Here is a 14,154-nt window from a genome sequence, read left to right on the forward strand (position 1 = left end):
AGTGAACACTCAAAATTATTTATTTTAGGGTTGACTAACTTTAGCAACGCGTTATGCTATTGATGGTTCGTAGATCAACACGCATCCGTCATCATGATGGCGGTTTATAGAGAGAGGGGCCGACAATGGCAAAAGTCGTGACATATCGCCACTTGACAGACGATGTTGTTGCTGCACCTGATCAAGAAACCGAGATCCCGGATAATTATCGCTGGGAGCCTTCGTGGCGGTTCCGGATCAAAGCAAATTTGGTTTATGCGGGTTCTTGGCTTTTTGCCCAAGGGTATTGCCGCAGCGTCTTACATGTTCGCAATCGCAAGGCCTTTCGCCAGGCTGCCGGACGCGGTTATTTTGTTTATGGTAATCACACCCAGCCTTTTGGGGATGTTTTCACACCCATGCGCGTGAATCAGTCGCGCCGGGTTTTTACGTTGGCATCACCGGCTAATCTCAGCGTGCCAATTCTAGGACGAATCGTGCCTTATGGTGGCGGTTTGCTGGTGCCAAGCAAGTTACATCAATTGCGCCCGTTTGCTCAAGCCATTCGGCGCGTTATCAAACAACGACATGTGGTCATGATTTATCCTGAAGCCCATGTCTGGCCTTACTATACCGGCATTCGGCCGTTTGAAAATGGTGCTTTTCATTATCCGGTGACAACCAATGCACCAGTATTTGCAACCACAATGACTTATCAAGCCCGGCGGTGGCGGCAAAAGCCACGCCGGATCTTGTATGTCGATGGCCCTTTTTGGCCAGATGAACAGTTACCGCTCAAAGCGCGTCAGCAGCAGTTAGAGGCGCAAGTTCGAACGGCGATGACTACTCGCGCCGCCTTGAGTACGGCAACGTATATTCACTATCAGCAGCGAGAGGAGGCGGACTCATGACGATGAACATCATGTTTTGCGGTGATGAGAAGATGACGGATGGCGTTTTGATTGCTACCTTGTCATTGATGCGGCATACCGATCAACCATTGCATATTTATGTGTTAACCGCCAAGCTAAACGTCAATGGCCATGCTTACCAGCCATTCTCTGCGGTGACGGCTGAGCGCATGGCTGACTTGATGCGGCAGGAGAATCCGCAGCACCGCTTGACGCGGATTGACATCACTGATTTATTTATGGCTAATCCGCCGCAAGCAAACATGACCACGATGTTTACCCCTTATTGCATGTTGCGTTTGTATGCTGATTTGATTCCTGAGTTGCCAGATCGTGTGTTGTATCTTGATACTGATATTGTGTGCCGTCGATCGTTTAGCAACCTGTATCAAGAACCAATGAAAGACGTCGATATTGCTGGTGTATTGGATCATTATGGCAAATGGTGGTTCCATCATAAATTAACCTGGTTTGATTACATTAATTCCGGGGTTTTGCTGATGAACCTTGCTAGCATTCGGCAAGATGGCTTGCTGGTTCGCTGTCGGCGCCTGATCCGCCATCGTTGGCTGTTTATGCCAGACCAAAGTGCACTGAACATCATTGCAAAGTCAAAGCAGATTTTGCCGCGGAAGTATAATGAACAACATAAAGTCGAAACGGATACTGTCTTCCAACATTTCACCACCTCATTCCGTTTCTGGCCGCGGTTTCGTATTGTGACGGTCAAGCCATGGCAAATCAGTGCTGTTCATCAACAACTTGGCCTTCATGAATATGATGATCTATTAAACGATTATCGTCAGTTGGCCCCAAAATTGAAAGAAGTGTCTTAAATGCCTCAACAAACTACGGTTCCCATTTTCTTTTCTGTCGATGACGGTTACGTACCGTGTCTGGCTGTTGCCTTGACATCTATTCGAACGAATAAAGATCCGCAAACTGATTTCGTTATCAACATTCTTAACAGTGGTTTACTTCAAAAGAATCAGACGCGGCTTGCGGCTTTAGCAGCGCCGCATTTTACCATTAACTTTATCGACATGGACGCGGTCACGCAGCAGATTAGTGGCGACACAAATAAACTGCGCGGCGATTATGTGACGTTGACGATTTATTTCCGGCTATTCATTGCTGACATGTTCCCGCAATATGATAAAGCAATTTATATTGATGCCGATACGGTTGCCGATGGTGATTTGGCAGAATTGTTTACGACTGACCTAGGCGATAATTTAGTCGCTGGTGTTGCAGATCCGGTGATGATGACATACCCGGAAACCATTGAATACATTCAGCGTGATTTTGGTGTTCAACCAGGTGAATACATCAATTCCGGGGTATTGATTTTGAATCTCGCGCAGATGCGGCAGGAACATTTCTCCGACCGGTTTCTGCATTTGCTAAAAACGTATCATTTTACAATGATTGCTGCGGATCAAGATTACATCAATGTGATCGCACAGCATCGAATCAAGTACCTGTCAAAAACTTGGAATATGCAAACAGGTGTCCCGACTGCTGCTGAATCAGGCGGCAAGTTAATTCACTACAATCTTTTTGGCAAGCCATGGCATTACCGCGATGCTAAGTTAGCGGCAAACTTTTGGCATTATGCGCCAGCATCTGGTTTTGAAACGGATTTGAAGCAGCAGTTGGCGGCATTTACGCCGGCTGATCGACAATCGGATCGGGACAGCATGGCGGCGATGCTAAAAACCGCCGTTCAAGTTTGCCATACCGATAACACGATCTTGAACGCAATCAAGCATGGTGAACAGGTGGCGCTATGAAATCCGGCAAGTTTGTTGGACCAGACCGAGCCGCGGTGATCGAAAATATTCGTCGCGCGGTGGCGGCTAAGGCATTCAACGTTAAGGTGGAAGAACACGACCCGACTTTCTCGGAAGCACAAGAAACAGCTATTATTGATCATTATTTACATCAGCGGCAACGCTGGACATTCCGAGTGAAAACTTTTATTTGCCGATTGCTGGTGAATGCTTATGCAGTGAGGGTCACCAGCGATGTTGAAGTTGTTGGGGTTGAAAAGATTCGGGCGATTAAAAGCGGTGGTGTCATCACGAGCAACCACTTTAGTCCGTTTGAAAATATGGCGATTCGCAAAGCTGTCCGTTTAGCTGGCCGCCACCGGATGTATATCGTGAGTCAAGACACCAACTTGGCCATGAAGGGGTTGCTGGGATTTGTCATGAATTATGACGATACAATTCCACTATCCGGTCGTCCAAGTTTTCTTAACGGACCATTTATGCAAATGCTAACGAAGGCCTTTTCTGGACATCATTGGGTGTTAATTTACCCAGAGCAAGAAATGTGGTTCAATTATCGCAAGCCGCGTCCGCCCAAGCGCGGGTCATATTTTTATGCGGCTGAGGCCGGGGTGCCCATTATCTCGTGTTTCACTGAGATTCGTGATTTGAAGGCGCGTGAAAATGATCAATTACGCGAGGTCAGTTATGTCCTGCATGTACTTGATCCGATCTACCCGGATCGCAACTTATCCGTCAGAGACAACAGTTTTCAAATGATGCAACGCGACTATGCTCAAAAGCGGCAGGCTTATGAAGCTGCTTATGGCAAGCCACTGACTTATGCATTCAGCGACCAGGATATAGCTGGTTGGGACCCGCAGTAACTAGCAAAAAATATTTTTATTTCATTTAAAAAGAAAATGTGCTCGGCACTTGTTGGACAATCAGTCCGCCAAGTGCCGATTTTTTTGAGCATGAACGGATCGACTAAATAACCGAGGCCAAAGTGACAGTATATGTCTCAGTGCCACTTGGTATGCTGCGGCGAATGCCAACCGTAACCTTCATAGTGATCAATTGACAGTGGCGCGCAGGTCCTTCACCAACTTGCTTGTTATGCTATAACGGAAGTGAGAGGTTATATTTGAAGGAGGCTACGCTTTGATAGATGTTATAAATAATCAAGCTTTTCATCTTCACAACGATCAAATCAGTTATATTTGCGCTTTGCTGCCGAATGGTCAGCTCGGGCATCTTTATTTTGGTCCGCGCTTGTCATTAACTAAAAATGACTTAGCCTATTTGTCTCAGGGCCCAAGTCCGTTTGCGTGGATGGCCAATTTTTCAGACGACCAGGAATTTGCCTTGGGTGATGCTCAGCAAGAGTATCCTGTTTACGGCACTGGTGATTTTCGCCAAGGCAGCCTGAGTGTGACCCAAGATGATATGCCAATTTATCCGAACTTTGTTTTTAAAGATGATCAATTGACGCATACGAAAACGCGGGACTTGCACCATCCGACGAGTTTCGGCAATCCGGCATTGACCGATGTGCTGACGATTCATCTTGAAGATAAAACGGCCCAATTGTTGTTAACGTTGCAATATACGATTTTTGCCGACAGTGCGGCAATTGTTCGTTCCGCCACACTAACCAATCAAGGGGCAGCACCAGTGATGATTCAACGCATGCTGAGTGGCGTTTTGAACTTGCCGCAAGGACGGTATGACGTTGTTCATTTATCTGGTAATTGGGCGAAGGAGCGTCATATTCAAACGCAACCGTTAACTCAGGGAACATTTTCAGTTGAATCGCTACGTGGTGCCTCCAGTCATGAACAGAATCCTTTTGTGGTCTTACATGCAGCGGGACAGCCGTTTGCAGCAGGCGATACCTATGGGGCGAACTTGATTTATTCGGGCAACTTTCTGGACAGCACCGAGGTCAACGAATGGGATCAGACTCGATTGCTAACTGGCATTCATCCCGCATCGTTTAGTTGGCGGTTGGATCCAAAAACCAGTTTTACCACGCCAGAAACCGTGTTTAGTTATAGCTCTGGTGGTCTTGCCGGCTTAGCTCAGGCCAATCAACGTTTTGTTGCCCGCCATATTATTGATCCGCAATGGCGTCAAAAGCAGCGCCCGGTCGTCTTAAACAGCTGGGAAGCGACTTACTTTGATTTGAACGAGAAGAAGTTGCTCAAGTTAGCGGCACTCGGCAAGCAGGTCGGTGTGGACTGCTTTGTGCTGGATGATGGCTGGTTCGGAACGCGCGACAATGATTTGAGTTCCTTGGGTGATTGGTTTACTAATAAGCATAAATTTCCCGACGGTCTCGGCCATTTTGCTCAGGAAATTCACGCGATGGGCCTGCAGTTTGGCCTTTGGTTTGAACCCGAGATGGTTTCACCGCGATCTCAATTCTTCCAAGCCCATCCGAATTGGGTCGTTCGACCAAAAAAGGGTCGTATCTCGATCACGCGTAATCAATATGTGTTAGACTTCAGCAACCCGGCTGTCGTCAACAATATTTTTGAACAGATGCAAAAGGTCATCACTGAAACCAACTTGGATTATGTGAAGTGGGATCTTAATCGCAGCATTACAGAGGCCTTTTCACCGTATCTCGAAAAGATCGGTCATCCGCAAGGCGAGTTCTTCCATCGTTACGTACAAGGCGTGTACACGCTCTATCAGAAGCTGCTGACGGCATTCCCGCATTTATTGATTGAAGGTTGTGCCGGCGGTGGTGGACGCTTTGATCTGGGCATTCTGTTCTACAGCCCACAAATTTGGACTAGTGATGATTCCGATGCGATCGAACGCCTCGCCATTCAATCAGGCACGGCTTTGGCCTATCCACTGAGCTGCATGAGCAATCATGTGACAGCCGTGCCGAATGAACAGGTTGGTCGATCAACGCCGCTGGTCACGCGGTTTCGGGTGGCGGCCTTTGGGATTCTTGGTTATGAACTGGATCTGACCAAACTTGATGCGCGAACATTGGCTACGATCAAGGCTCAAATTGCCTATTACCACGCCTTACAACCGCTAGTACTGAAAGGCGACTTTAGCCTATTGTTACCGCGACAGTCCAATGGGCAGAATCAGGTGGCGTGGTTGCTCAGCGCTCATGATCGCAAGCACCTTGTTCTTGGCTTTTTCAGAGTCTTGGCTGATGCAGACAGTCGCACTGTGCAGTATATGAAGGTGCCATTGGCAAAATCTGACACACCGTATTGGGTCAATCAGCACACAGGCCCAATTTCGGGGGATGTCCTCCAGCGCGTTGGTGTGCGCTTACCAGTCCAATTCAATGGTGCCAATCGCGCACAGGCTCAGTTAATCGGTGACTATCAATCGGCACTGTTGACCTTTGATAGTGTGGCAAGTTTGGATCACAGTGAAAGCCAGCAGACCGATGCCGACAAGCAAACAGTTGCCCATTAAATGTGCTGCCAAACAGCTTTGGTTTGACAATGGCTGTTCAGATCAGGAATATGAGTAAAAAAAGCCCGATAAACGAGTTGCAAGTATCAGTTCTTGACTTGCAGCTCATCTATCGGACTTGTTTGTCCCTTTTTAGTCACGATGCTTGCTTACTAGCAAAATACCAGTAACCAAGCTCATGGTACCGGCAACGATGCCAACAGCACCAGCGACAAGTGTCACAACACCAACAGATCGAGAAAAAATTTTGCTCAAGAGATTATCACCTTTCTATTGTTTGGCAGGATCGTAACTAACAACAATGCATGAATCTTGATTAGGATTCTCAATCCGTTCATCGTTCGATTCATTGTTCAATAAATCTGGTTCATCGCTATGACGAAAGCGCGCAGTAAAAACAGTTTCGTCATTAATCCGTTTAATGTAACGCGCAGCTGCGCCGGGGCTGACCAATTGAATGGACGTTGATTTGCCATCGTTAACGGCGTCATTCAGTTCGGCAACAGTACCTGCTAGATCGTCGTGCGAAAACCCAGCAGATTCTAAAATGCTGAGAAGTGCTTTTACTTTGTCGTTCATGATTTTCCTCCTACTTGTCATTTTCAGACTCACGGCACTATTGTAGCAAATATTTACTTACGGAAGGTAAGCTTTTGTCTGCTAGGTGACGACAAGGACACATTTTCCAAACAACCCAAAATAAAAAGCCCCAAAACGCTGATTTACCAGCATTTTAGGACTAACTAGAAGTAAGGGAAAATGTCATAATGGAGGTGAGGAGTCTCCAACTCCATTGGTTTTAACCACTGATATAACAGCATTTGTGCGGTGGCCTTACTCCAAATGTTACCTAAAATGTTACCTGTTCCATATATTCTGCTAATTTGTCGATGCCTTCTCGAGCGTCCGACTGATTCATGCCAGCATATATGCGAAGCGTCACATCGGGCGTAGAGTGACCGGCAAGCCGCTGCACAGTTGAAACATCAACACCACTGCGGATCATATTCGTTACAAAAGACTTCCGCAGACCGTGTAATGTGATTCGAGGTGTAAGGTGGTTTGCTTCAATAATATCTTTCAGCCACTTGTTAGGCCTGTTAATGCCTAAACGCCTGTCGAAGTGTTGTGGAGATGGGAACAGTGGCCGATCATCTCTAATGCTGATAATCTTGCTTGCATCAAGTAATGCTATCCACTTTTTAAGCTGTATTGTCACTTTCGGGGTTAATGGTATTGTGCGCATACCCGCGGTTGACTTGGTGCCTTTAATTGATTCCTTACCATTTAGACCAGTTGCATAGGCTTTATTGATTGACAGTGTGGACGTTTTGAAATTAACATCTGATACGTTCAAAGCGCATAGTTCTTCACGCCTGATACCGGTGCTAACCATCAGCAGAAACATTGTGTACTTTTCTGGATCGTTATTAGGATCAATGCAAGTTAGGAATCGGGCGACTTGCTTGTTATCCCAGTAAACTGGTGACTTTCCAGATCCTACCCCGCGTGGCAATTCGACACCGTCTGCGGGGTTCTTTTCGATGTACTGCATCTTAACAGCAAATGAGAGTATCTTCTTCAAATAAATGAAACGTTCCTTGTATGCTTTGGTGGTTGTTTCTCGCCACTGACTGACAGCACTTTGAATGCTGCCGGTTTTTATCGCGGTGAGAGTTTTAGAACCAAACATAGGGATCAGATGGTTATGGAAAAGCTGCTTAGTCTTATAGGCTGTACTTCCTTCCACAGTTTGAACATAGATCGGCCACCACTGATTGTACAAATCACTAAAGGTCTGAACCGGTGGGGTAGTGTCTTCTTCATCATATAAACCATTGGCCACGTCTAGCTTGAGTTTTGACTCTAGTAGACGTGCTTTTTGCATGCTTTGAACATTGCGAACAATATTCTTGCGTTTTCCAGCAACAAGGCCAGCGTTGACTGTTACGCGGTAGCGAACTGCACCAGACTTAAGCTTTACTTTTTTAATTGCCATATTCTTCTCCTATCCGTCACGCTGGGCAGGCGGTGTTAGATTGGAGAGTTTTACTCAAATTCGAGTAAAAGGTGGCGGCCGATTTTTCGGCCATGAAATTAGTCTAAATCATCTGGTCGAATTGGGCCACCATCGCGGAACTGTAAGTCAACAAGTTTTCCGGTTTTAGATCCCACCCAGAATGGATAAATTATGGACGACGAATTATCATCCGAAATTACGGCAGTGAAGATTGAATTGGGATAATTACCCTTTGAGAACTGTTTCAAATACAGATAGGCAGCTTGCTCACATATACTTTTCTTCTGGCTGTTATCCAATCTGTTTAACCAGTCTCTTGTGGATGATAGTTCTTCTTCAGTCAGCAGTGGTCGTTTCTTTGTTTCATCGGTGCGTTGCATAGGGAACCCCATGAAGAATTGGACCATGTCTTTAGACTCATTCATTTGAGTGACAACGATAAGATGTTCATTATTATTGTCAATTTTCAGCATGGGGCCCTCATTGGATGCCATTTTCTTATAGTCTTTTTCATTATAAACATATGCAATAGCCTGATGATTAATGCGTCTCTGCACGGGCATTACAACGACGTATTTATCAGGTGACAGTTCAATAAGATCGTTAGGTGTCACGTCTAGAAAGCTACATATTTTTTCTAAAGTGTCGAATTGAATTCCGCTTGATTCCCCGCGTCCAAGAACACTCAATGTGTTCATTGATAATTTAGTTGCCTTTGAAATATCAGTAAGTGTGTATCCTTTTTCTTTTGAGACTTCCTTTAGTCGAATAGTAATCAATGCAAAATCCCCCCTTGACCTTAAATATACGCGCCAGAGCGAATACATTCAAGCAGTTAAAAAAAACGTGGTTAGCTTGGATTTGCATTTGACTGCATGGAGTTATTTGTGTTACTGTACAGATGTACTCAAATGGAGGTGAACGTTATGCAAGTACAAGCAAATTTAACCATGACACCAGAGCTGAAATCAGAGCTTCGTAACATGGTTCATGAAGAAATCGCCAGCACGATCCAAGGCAAAATGGTAACGACTAAGATTCCCGAATACCTTAATTTGGGAGAAAGCGCCGCGTTTCTTAACATCAGCCGCGGAACGTTGACCAAACTAATCAACAAAGGCGCCATTAAGCTAGTACCATTTGGCCGTGCTAAGCGTATTAGCAAGAAGCAGTTGATCGAGTTCATGGCATCAAGGGAAGTTTAGACTGCTGGGCAGGCGGGCATGTAAGCAACTTATGACAGGCGCAGGAGCGTCAGGAAGGCACAACATTATGAAGCTATTCAGTAAAGAAGAGATGGCACTAGATCACGAGCTTGGAAATTTGATTGACGACATTAAGCTTAACGTTCATGCCATTGCAGAAGACAGCAGTGTCACGGTTGATGGCAAGTATATTTCCAATAGCGAGTTGGCCGTTACGACTGCAAAAGAGCTGCTGCGGGTATCGGAGATCCTAAAGCTGTATGAAAACGAGGACGATGCCGATGACTAGCCTTATTACGTGGATATTTATTCATCCGACAGTTATACCCGTCATGCTGATGGTTTTCATGAACGGTGGCGTACTGGGAGCGTTTCTACAGTTTAGAGAGGACTATGACCATGGTAAAAATGGTAAATAGCAAGTTCGGGTGGACGTGGCCGCAGTTTGTAAAGGCTGATGCTGATTGTGATCGGTATTGGCAAGCGCAAAAAGCCGAGAAACGCTCACTAAATGAGGCCACAAAAAAATCGCCAAGAGTGGCAGCTCAAGGCGAGAAGAGGACAAGCGAAAAGATATATATTCCTTTTTAGCTTGCCTCTAAGTAGGTACTTTTGTCAAGAAAAATGGAGGCAATTATGATGAAAAATGTTTCAACTACTGTTAAGAAGCCATTAGATTTGAGTGATTCGCTGTACGACTTGCGCAAAGCAAAAGGGGCACTATCTGCACTATGCGATGAACTAGATGAGTTCGGTATCTCAGTTTGCCATTTCGATAAAAATCACTCGCACGACAATGCCGCATTGGTAGCTTTAGAGGCTTTACGAGACTTTGATACGTGGGAATGTCTAGTCTTTTGTGCTCGAGACATTATCACCGACCAGATTACCGCTATTGACTCCCCCGAAACTGATGAGGCAGACAAATGATGAAGAAAGATTATTATACAACCGCTCAGGCACTTTTAAGCGATACAAGTGCAATGGTGAATATCTTGCGACATCAGATCAACAATGAACAGCAATCAGCACTGGCCGACACAGTCGCTGACATGATCATTGATGCTCGTCGTCTACTTTTGGAGGGAGATGCTGTCGATGGTCGACGTGCTTAAAGTAGCGCTTGGATATCAGCAGCATGGCTTTGCAGTCTATCCACTTGCGTCTGGAACCAGAACGCCACTTAATGGTTCCCACGGATATAAGGACGCTACCAAAGACCCAGAACAAGCCAAGAAATGGTGGGGTGAACATCCTAATTACAATATTGGCTTAGGGCTTGATGGCGTGCTGGTATTCGATATTGATATGGGGCATAAAAGCGAAGTCAATGGCAATGAGACGTTGGCTAAATTGAGCGCTGATGGTCGTGCTGGTCAAATTCCATCTACCTATATAGAAACAACCCCAAACGGTGGACTTCATATTTTCTTCACCTATCCCAAGGAATTGAAGCTAACCAGTCGATCGGATTTGTTCTCTAAGAATGGCGAGAAAACCGGCCTTGACTATATTGCGACTGGTGTTCCGGTTTTTCCTAGCATTCGCGAGAACGGCATGTATCAACCACTTAAAGGGCACAAGATCACCAAGCTGGCACCAGCACCTCAGTGGTTACTTACTGAGATTCAACGTGTCAGCCACCCGATCATGAGTAATTACCATGGTAACCCAGACTCTTGGTTTGGACATTTTATTAATCGTCTGGTAGATGGTTCAGACGAAGGAAACCGAAATCAGTGGTTGGCCAGCATTGCCGGTTCAGTCTTTCGGTCGGGTGCTGATCCCGATAGCTGCGCGGATCTAATTCAAACTATCAACCAGCGCTATGTTCGCCCTCCCTTGCCTAATGGCGAGCTAGTTAAGATCATCAATTCAATCAGCAAGCGCGAAATCGCGCGTCGAAGTTAGGCGGTGAAGCATACGGACAGCTTAAAGGAAGAACTAAACAAGTCGCCAGAGTTTACCCAGCTCAAGGTGATCTCTAAAAGCACATTAGAACCATTTGACGTGAACAAGTATCCAGAGCCTCAAGATAAGACCGAGAAAGGTATTCGGGCATATAACAAACAGCTTGCTGCTAAGTTACCGAACTGGTTAAGAGTTTGGTTTCAGTCAGAACAGAAAGACGAAAACGATCCTAAAAGTGTGACCATTCATCGCCACATCAAGGTGGACTTCTTAGCCTATGGATATCACTTCATGGATAAAACACGAGTAGAAAGTTTCCCCGGGTTGAGTGAAGGCGCCATTTATGAGCCAAGCAAAGGGACATGGCGAACATTTGGCAAGGGTGAGTTCACTAAGACCACCGAGAGCCGAACCACCAAAGAGATGCTCAAATGGGGGCTGTATCGTGAAAGTGATATTACAGGCGCCAGACGATTCTTGCAACGTATCAGCTATAACGAGGAATACGGCAAGCGATCACCATTTGATGAGAACCCACATCCAGAACTAGTTGCATTCGCTAACGGCACATACAGCATACTGACCAACAAGATGCAGGAAAGTAGCGCTGACAATTACATGCTGAACGCTCATGAGTACGCGGTCGATCCAGATAGGGACGATTGCCCAGAGACTGAACGACTGCTTGCAGCTATGATGGGCGATGCCGCGATCACATTTGAGGAATTCATCGGTTATATGTTCTATCGGTCTTACCGTCCATTCCAAGCATTCCTATGGTTGTATGGTACCGGTGGTGAAGGCAAAAGCACACTTATTCGCAGAATTACTAACCTCATCGGGCGTGACAATGTGTCAGCATCAAAACCAGCAGACCTTGCCAATGGTGACCGTCGTTTTGAAACAGCCAACCTATACGGCAAGGAAGCAAATATCGTGGCAGACGTTGGGGCAGATTACCTCAAGAGTACAGCCGTGATTAAGTCGCTAACTGGTGGTGATTATATAGCAGCAGAGTTTAAAGGCATTCAGAACTTTAAGTTTATGAATTATGCCAAGCTACTGTTCAGTGCCAATGAAATGCCCGCATTCAGTGACCATAGCAGTGGCTTTGCTGATCGGGTGACCGTGATCAAAATGATTAATGGTGACACCCGACACACACACTGGTGGAATCAGTTCGACGACACCAAAATGGACGAAGAAACACCACGCTTCGCTATGAAATGCATGCATATGTTTGCCAAGGCGCTTAAAAGCGGTGGCCTAACAAAACCTGATTCGGTAGTAAACGCAAGCCAAGAGTGGCTGGATGCAAACGACCATTTCAAAGAGTTCCTAGACCAGTATGCCGAGATCAACCTAGAAGATGATCGTGGCGAGGCCTCTACAGTGGTTACTGCCGAATACAAGCGCTTTTGCCAAGACAACAACTATATGGACAGAACGACGACACAAGCCATAACCAAGAAGCTCGATGCCTACGGAGTGAAAAAGGTAAGCAGCCGCAGAGGGTTTGACAATGACACCGGTAGTACACGGCGATACATCGGTTTGCGTCTAACGGGATCACTGATAAATCCAAGATTCAACTGAAAACAAAATGAATGCCGATATTTTCTGCACTTTGGTGACAACCTTACTCGCTCAAGGGATTAGCGCGAATATTTTTGGTGACGGGCGTCACCGAACTTCGGTGACAATCGTTCAATCCTTACGCGCTCAACGAATACAGAAAAACAAGTTCGGTGACAGTTACTATCAATCCTGTGTCACCAAAACTTCGGTGACACGTCACCGAAAATATTTGAAGTTCGGTGACAGTAGAGCGTTGATATATAGGCGTTTATAAGTGCTTGTCACCGAAGTACCGAAAATTTTGCGATTTTACCAAATATTTTTACAGGAGGAATAGCATGAAGAACTATTCAATTGCCCGTCTGAACAAGGTGGCTGAAATCGGTAAGACAGTTAGTCGCAGGACTGGTGCAGGTATTAACATCTCTACGTTTGAGACGACTGGTACCCTGTTCTATGGATCATATAACCGCACTGTGACACAGACCTACCAGATCACGGGCACAGACCTAGCGGACACTATATCGATCGTAGTACGCCACACTGACGCGATAGATGACAGCACACAGGTAAAACTTAATGGCACCTTGTTCGCGATTCAGTCCATCGCCTATGATGATGATCCCAATGCATTCGATGTTGTGACACTCAAGAAGACAACCAAAGGAGCTTAGAACGATGAAACTATTTGAATATACTGCGTATCAAGGAGAACTAAACGGTGTCATCGACAAGTTCATGATGTTACACAGGTGGCAAGTCGGATTCATTCGGGTATTCTCTGCACCAGATAATATGATAACCGTTCAGCTTTACTATCGCGACGATAAGCATGAAACAGAAACGGCAGGCGTGTTGTCATGATTATGAAGCTGTGTAACCATGCTGGGTGCAACACCATGGTGCCGTTCAATCAACGGTACTGTGATAAGCACCATCCAGAACCACGAGCGTCCGACAACGAACGCTACGCATATCGCAAAGCAATTGGTGGTCGTTACTTCAAGTTCTACAAGTCCAAGGTGTGGCGTAAGCTGTCTTACTCGTATCGTCTAGCACATCCACTGTGCGAGCGATGCCAAGCAAAGGGGTTATATGTACAAGCTGACGTGGTAGATCATATTGTGCCGATACGTGTGGACTGGAACCGCAGACTGGACGAGAGCAACTTACAAAGTCTGTGTAATGCTTGCCACGGAACCAAAACGAAAGTAGAAGACGCGGCACGCTACCCCCACATAAATACGGGGGCTATGTCATCTAGTCTTGTGAACCAAGCATAGGAGTTTCGTTGTTGAAAATCCGTGATAACCGTAATATAT

At 45.8% G+C, this 14,154-nt stretch carries 19 protein-coding genes; 15 read left to right on the forward strand and 4 right to left on the reverse strand.

Going from position 1 to position 14,154, the window contains the following annotated elements; translation table 11 throughout:
• Positions 1-125: 125 nt before the first annotated feature.
• From ACWPAB_RS02190 to ACWPAB_RS02210, 5 genes are all read left to right on the forward strand, one after another.
• Complete coding sequence (locus tag ACWPAB_RS02190) at positions 126-890, forward strand: lysophospholipid acyltransferase family protein (RefSeq protein WP_003564418.1); 765 nt, start codon at positions 126-128, stop codon at positions 888-890.
• Positions 887-1,726: a glycosyltransferase family 8 protein gene (locus ACWPAB_RS02195; protein ID WP_003564420.1), complete on the forward strand. Its 840-nt coding sequence runs from the start codon at positions 887-889 to the stop codon at positions 1,724-1,726. The genes ACWPAB_RS02190 and ACWPAB_RS02195 overlap by 4 nt, the downstream gene beginning before the upstream one ends.
• On the forward strand, positions 1,727-2,683 hold the full coding sequence (locus ACWPAB_RS02200) for a glycosyltransferase family 8 protein (RefSeq protein ID WP_003564422.1): 957 nt from the start codon (positions 1,727-1,729) through the stop codon (positions 2,681-2,683).
• The gene (locus ACWPAB_RS02205; RefSeq protein WP_003569724.1) at positions 2,680-3,549 is read left to right on the forward strand and encodes a lysophospholipid acyltransferase family protein; all 870 of its coding nucleotides are present in this window, start codon (positions 2,680-2,682) and stop codon (positions 3,547-3,549) included. Before ACWPAB_RS02200 ends, ACWPAB_RS02205 begins: the two co-directional genes overlap by 4 nt.
• Positions 3,550-3,826: 277 nt before the next feature.
• Positions 3,827-6,118 (forward strand): alpha-galactosidase, encoded by a 2,292-nt coding sequence (locus tag ACWPAB_RS02210; protein WP_016381731.1) that lies wholly within the window; start codon positions 3,827-3,829, stop codon positions 6,116-6,118.
• A gap of 132 nt (positions 6,119-6,250) precedes the next feature.
• On the opposite strand, the gene ACWPAB_RS02215 is transcribed toward ACWPAB_RS02210, so the two are convergent.
• The 4 genes from ACWPAB_RS02215 to ACWPAB_RS02230 all read right to left on the reverse strand — a co-directional run bounded on the left by ACWPAB_RS02215 (position 6,251) and on the right by ACWPAB_RS02230 (position 8,917).
• A complete protein-coding gene (locus ACWPAB_RS02215) occupies positions 6,251-6,373 on the reverse strand; it encodes a hypothetical protein (protein WP_003564429.1) in 123 nt (40 codons plus the stop codon).
• A 15-nt stretch (positions 6,374-6,388) separates the two neighbouring features.
• Positions 6,389-6,697, reverse strand: a complete 309-nt coding sequence (locus tag ACWPAB_RS02220; RefSeq protein ID WP_003569727.1) for a hypothetical protein — start codon at positions 6,695-6,697, stop codon at positions 6,389-6,391.
• A 271-nt stretch (positions 6,698-6,968) separates the two neighbouring features.
• Positions 6,969-8,117, reverse strand: a complete 1,149-nt coding sequence (locus ACWPAB_RS02225; RefSeq protein ID WP_016380956.1) for a tyrosine-type recombinase/integrase — start codon at positions 8,115-8,117, stop codon at positions 6,969-6,971.
• A gap of 98 nt (positions 8,118-8,215) precedes the next feature.
• A complete protein-coding gene (locus ACWPAB_RS02230; protein ID WP_016380957.1) occupies positions 8,216-8,917 on the reverse strand; it encodes a helix-turn-helix domain-containing protein in 702 nt (233 codons plus the stop codon).
• A 147-nt stretch (positions 8,918-9,064) separates the two neighbouring features.
• Between ACWPAB_RS02230 and ACWPAB_RS02235 the strand changes: the two genes are divergently transcribed.
• From ACWPAB_RS02235 to ACWPAB_RS02280, 10 genes are all read left to right on the forward strand, one after another.
• Complete coding sequence (locus ACWPAB_RS02235) at positions 9,065-9,343, forward strand: helix-turn-helix domain-containing protein (RefSeq protein WP_016380958.1); 279 nt, start codon at positions 9,065-9,067, stop codon at positions 9,341-9,343.
• A 67-nt stretch (positions 9,344-9,410) separates the two neighbouring features.
• The gene (locus ACWPAB_RS02240; RefSeq protein ID WP_016380959.1) at positions 9,411-9,632 is read left to right on the forward strand and encodes a hypothetical protein; all 222 of its coding nucleotides are present in this window, start codon (positions 9,411-9,413) and stop codon (positions 9,630-9,632) included.
• Positions 9,633-9,742: 110 nt separating this feature from the next.
• The gene (locus ACWPAB_RS02245) at positions 9,743-9,934 is read left to right on the forward strand and encodes a hypothetical protein (protein WP_016380961.1); all 192 of its coding nucleotides are present in this window, start codon (positions 9,743-9,745) and stop codon (positions 9,932-9,934) included.
• Between the two features lie 48 nt (positions 9,935-9,982).
• Positions 9,983-10,273, forward strand: a complete 291-nt coding sequence (locus tag ACWPAB_RS02250) for a hypothetical protein (protein ID WP_016380962.1) — start codon at positions 9,983-9,985, stop codon at positions 10,271-10,273.
• A complete protein-coding gene (locus ACWPAB_RS02255) occupies positions 10,270-10,458 on the forward strand; it encodes a hypothetical protein (protein WP_003571964.1) in 189 nt (62 codons plus the stop codon). The genes ACWPAB_RS02250 and ACWPAB_RS02255 overlap by 4 nt, the downstream gene beginning before the upstream one ends.
• The gene (locus ACWPAB_RS02260) at positions 10,442-11,254 is read left to right on the forward strand and encodes a bifunctional DNA primase/polymerase (RefSeq protein WP_016382146.1); all 813 of its coding nucleotides are present in this window, start codon (positions 10,442-10,444) and stop codon (positions 11,252-11,254) included. The genes ACWPAB_RS02255 and ACWPAB_RS02260 overlap by 17 nt, the downstream gene beginning before the upstream one ends.
• Before the next feature lie 3 nt (positions 11,255-11,257).
• Positions 11,258-12,850 carry a DNA primase family protein gene (locus tag ACWPAB_RS02265; protein ID WP_016380374.1) on the forward strand — a complete coding sequence of 531 codons (1,593 nt, stop codon included), beginning with the start codon at positions 11,258-11,260 and terminating at the stop codon, positions 12,848-12,850.
• A 320-nt stretch (positions 12,851-13,170) separates the two neighbouring features.
• A complete protein-coding gene (locus ACWPAB_RS02270) occupies positions 13,171-13,506 on the forward strand; it encodes a phage head closure protein (RefSeq protein WP_016380373.1) in 336 nt (111 codons plus the stop codon).
• A 4-nt stretch (positions 13,507-13,510) separates the two neighbouring features.
• Entirely contained in the window at positions 13,511-13,696 is a 186-nt protein-coding gene (locus ACWPAB_RS02275; protein ID WP_016380372.1) for a hypothetical protein, read from the forward strand.
• Entirely contained in the window at positions 13,693-14,115 is a 423-nt protein-coding gene (locus ACWPAB_RS02280) for an HNH endonuclease signature motif containing protein (protein WP_016380371.1), read from the forward strand. Before ACWPAB_RS02275 ends, ACWPAB_RS02280 begins: the two co-directional genes overlap by 4 nt.
• Positions 14,116-14,154: the final 39 nt, after the last annotated feature.

It is taken from the genome of Lacticaseibacillus sp. 30 (genome assembly GCF_053819265.1).

Coding starts and splice junctions, on each gene's coding strand:
- ACWPAB_RS02240 (WP_016380959.1), top strand. CDS start 9,411: ATGAAGCTATTCAGTAAAGAAGAGATGGCACTAGATCACGAGCTTGGA.
- ACWPAB_RS02245 (WP_016380961.1), top strand. CDS start 9,743: ATGGTAAAAATGGTAAATAGCAAGTTCGGGTGGACGTGGCCGCAGTTT.
- ACWPAB_RS02205 (WP_003569724.1), top strand. CDS start 2,680: ATGAAATCCGGCAAGTTTGTTGGACCAGACCGAGCCGCGGTGATCGAA.
- ACWPAB_RS02270 (WP_016380373.1), top strand. CDS start 13,171: ATGAAGAACTATTCAATTGCCCGTCTGAACAAGGTGGCTGAAATCGGT.
- ACWPAB_RS02275 (WP_016380372.1), top strand. CDS start 13,511: ATGAAACTATTTGAATATACTGCGTATCAAGGAGAACTAAACGGTGTC.
- ACWPAB_RS02225 (WP_016380956.1), bottom strand. CDS start 8,117: ATGGCAATTAAAAAAGTAAAGCTTAAGTCTGGTGCAGTTCGCTACCGC.
- ACWPAB_RS02250 (WP_016380962.1), top strand. CDS start 9,983: ATGAAAAATGTTTCAACTACTGTTAAGAAGCCATTAGATTTGAGTGAT.
- ACWPAB_RS02195 (WP_003564420.1), top strand. CDS start 887: ATGACGATGAACATCATGTTTTGCGGTGATGAGAAGATGACGGATGGC.
- ACWPAB_RS02190 (WP_003564418.1), top strand. CDS start 126: ATGGCAAAAGTCGTGACATATCGCCACTTGACAGACGATGTTGTTGCT.
- ACWPAB_RS02260 (WP_016382146.1), top strand. CDS start 10,442: ATGGTCGACGTGCTTAAAGTAGCGCTTGGATATCAGCAGCATGGCTTT.
- ACWPAB_RS02235 (WP_016380958.1), top strand. CDS start 9,065: ATGCAAGTACAAGCAAATTTAACCATGACACCAGAGCTGAAATCAGAG.
- ACWPAB_RS02280 (WP_016380371.1), top strand. CDS start 13,693: ATGATTATGAAGCTGTGTAACCATGCTGGGTGCAACACCATGGTGCCG.
- ACWPAB_RS02200 (WP_003564422.1), top strand. CDS start 1,727: ATGCCTCAACAAACTACGGTTCCCATTTTCTTTTCTGTCGATGACGGT.
- ACWPAB_RS02220 (WP_003569727.1), bottom strand. CDS start 6,697: ATGAACGACAAAGTAAAAGCACTTCTCAGCATTTTAGAATCTGCTGGG.
- ACWPAB_RS02255 (WP_003571964.1), top strand. CDS start 10,270: ATGATGAAGAAAGATTATTATACAACCGCTCAGGCACTTTTAAGCGAT.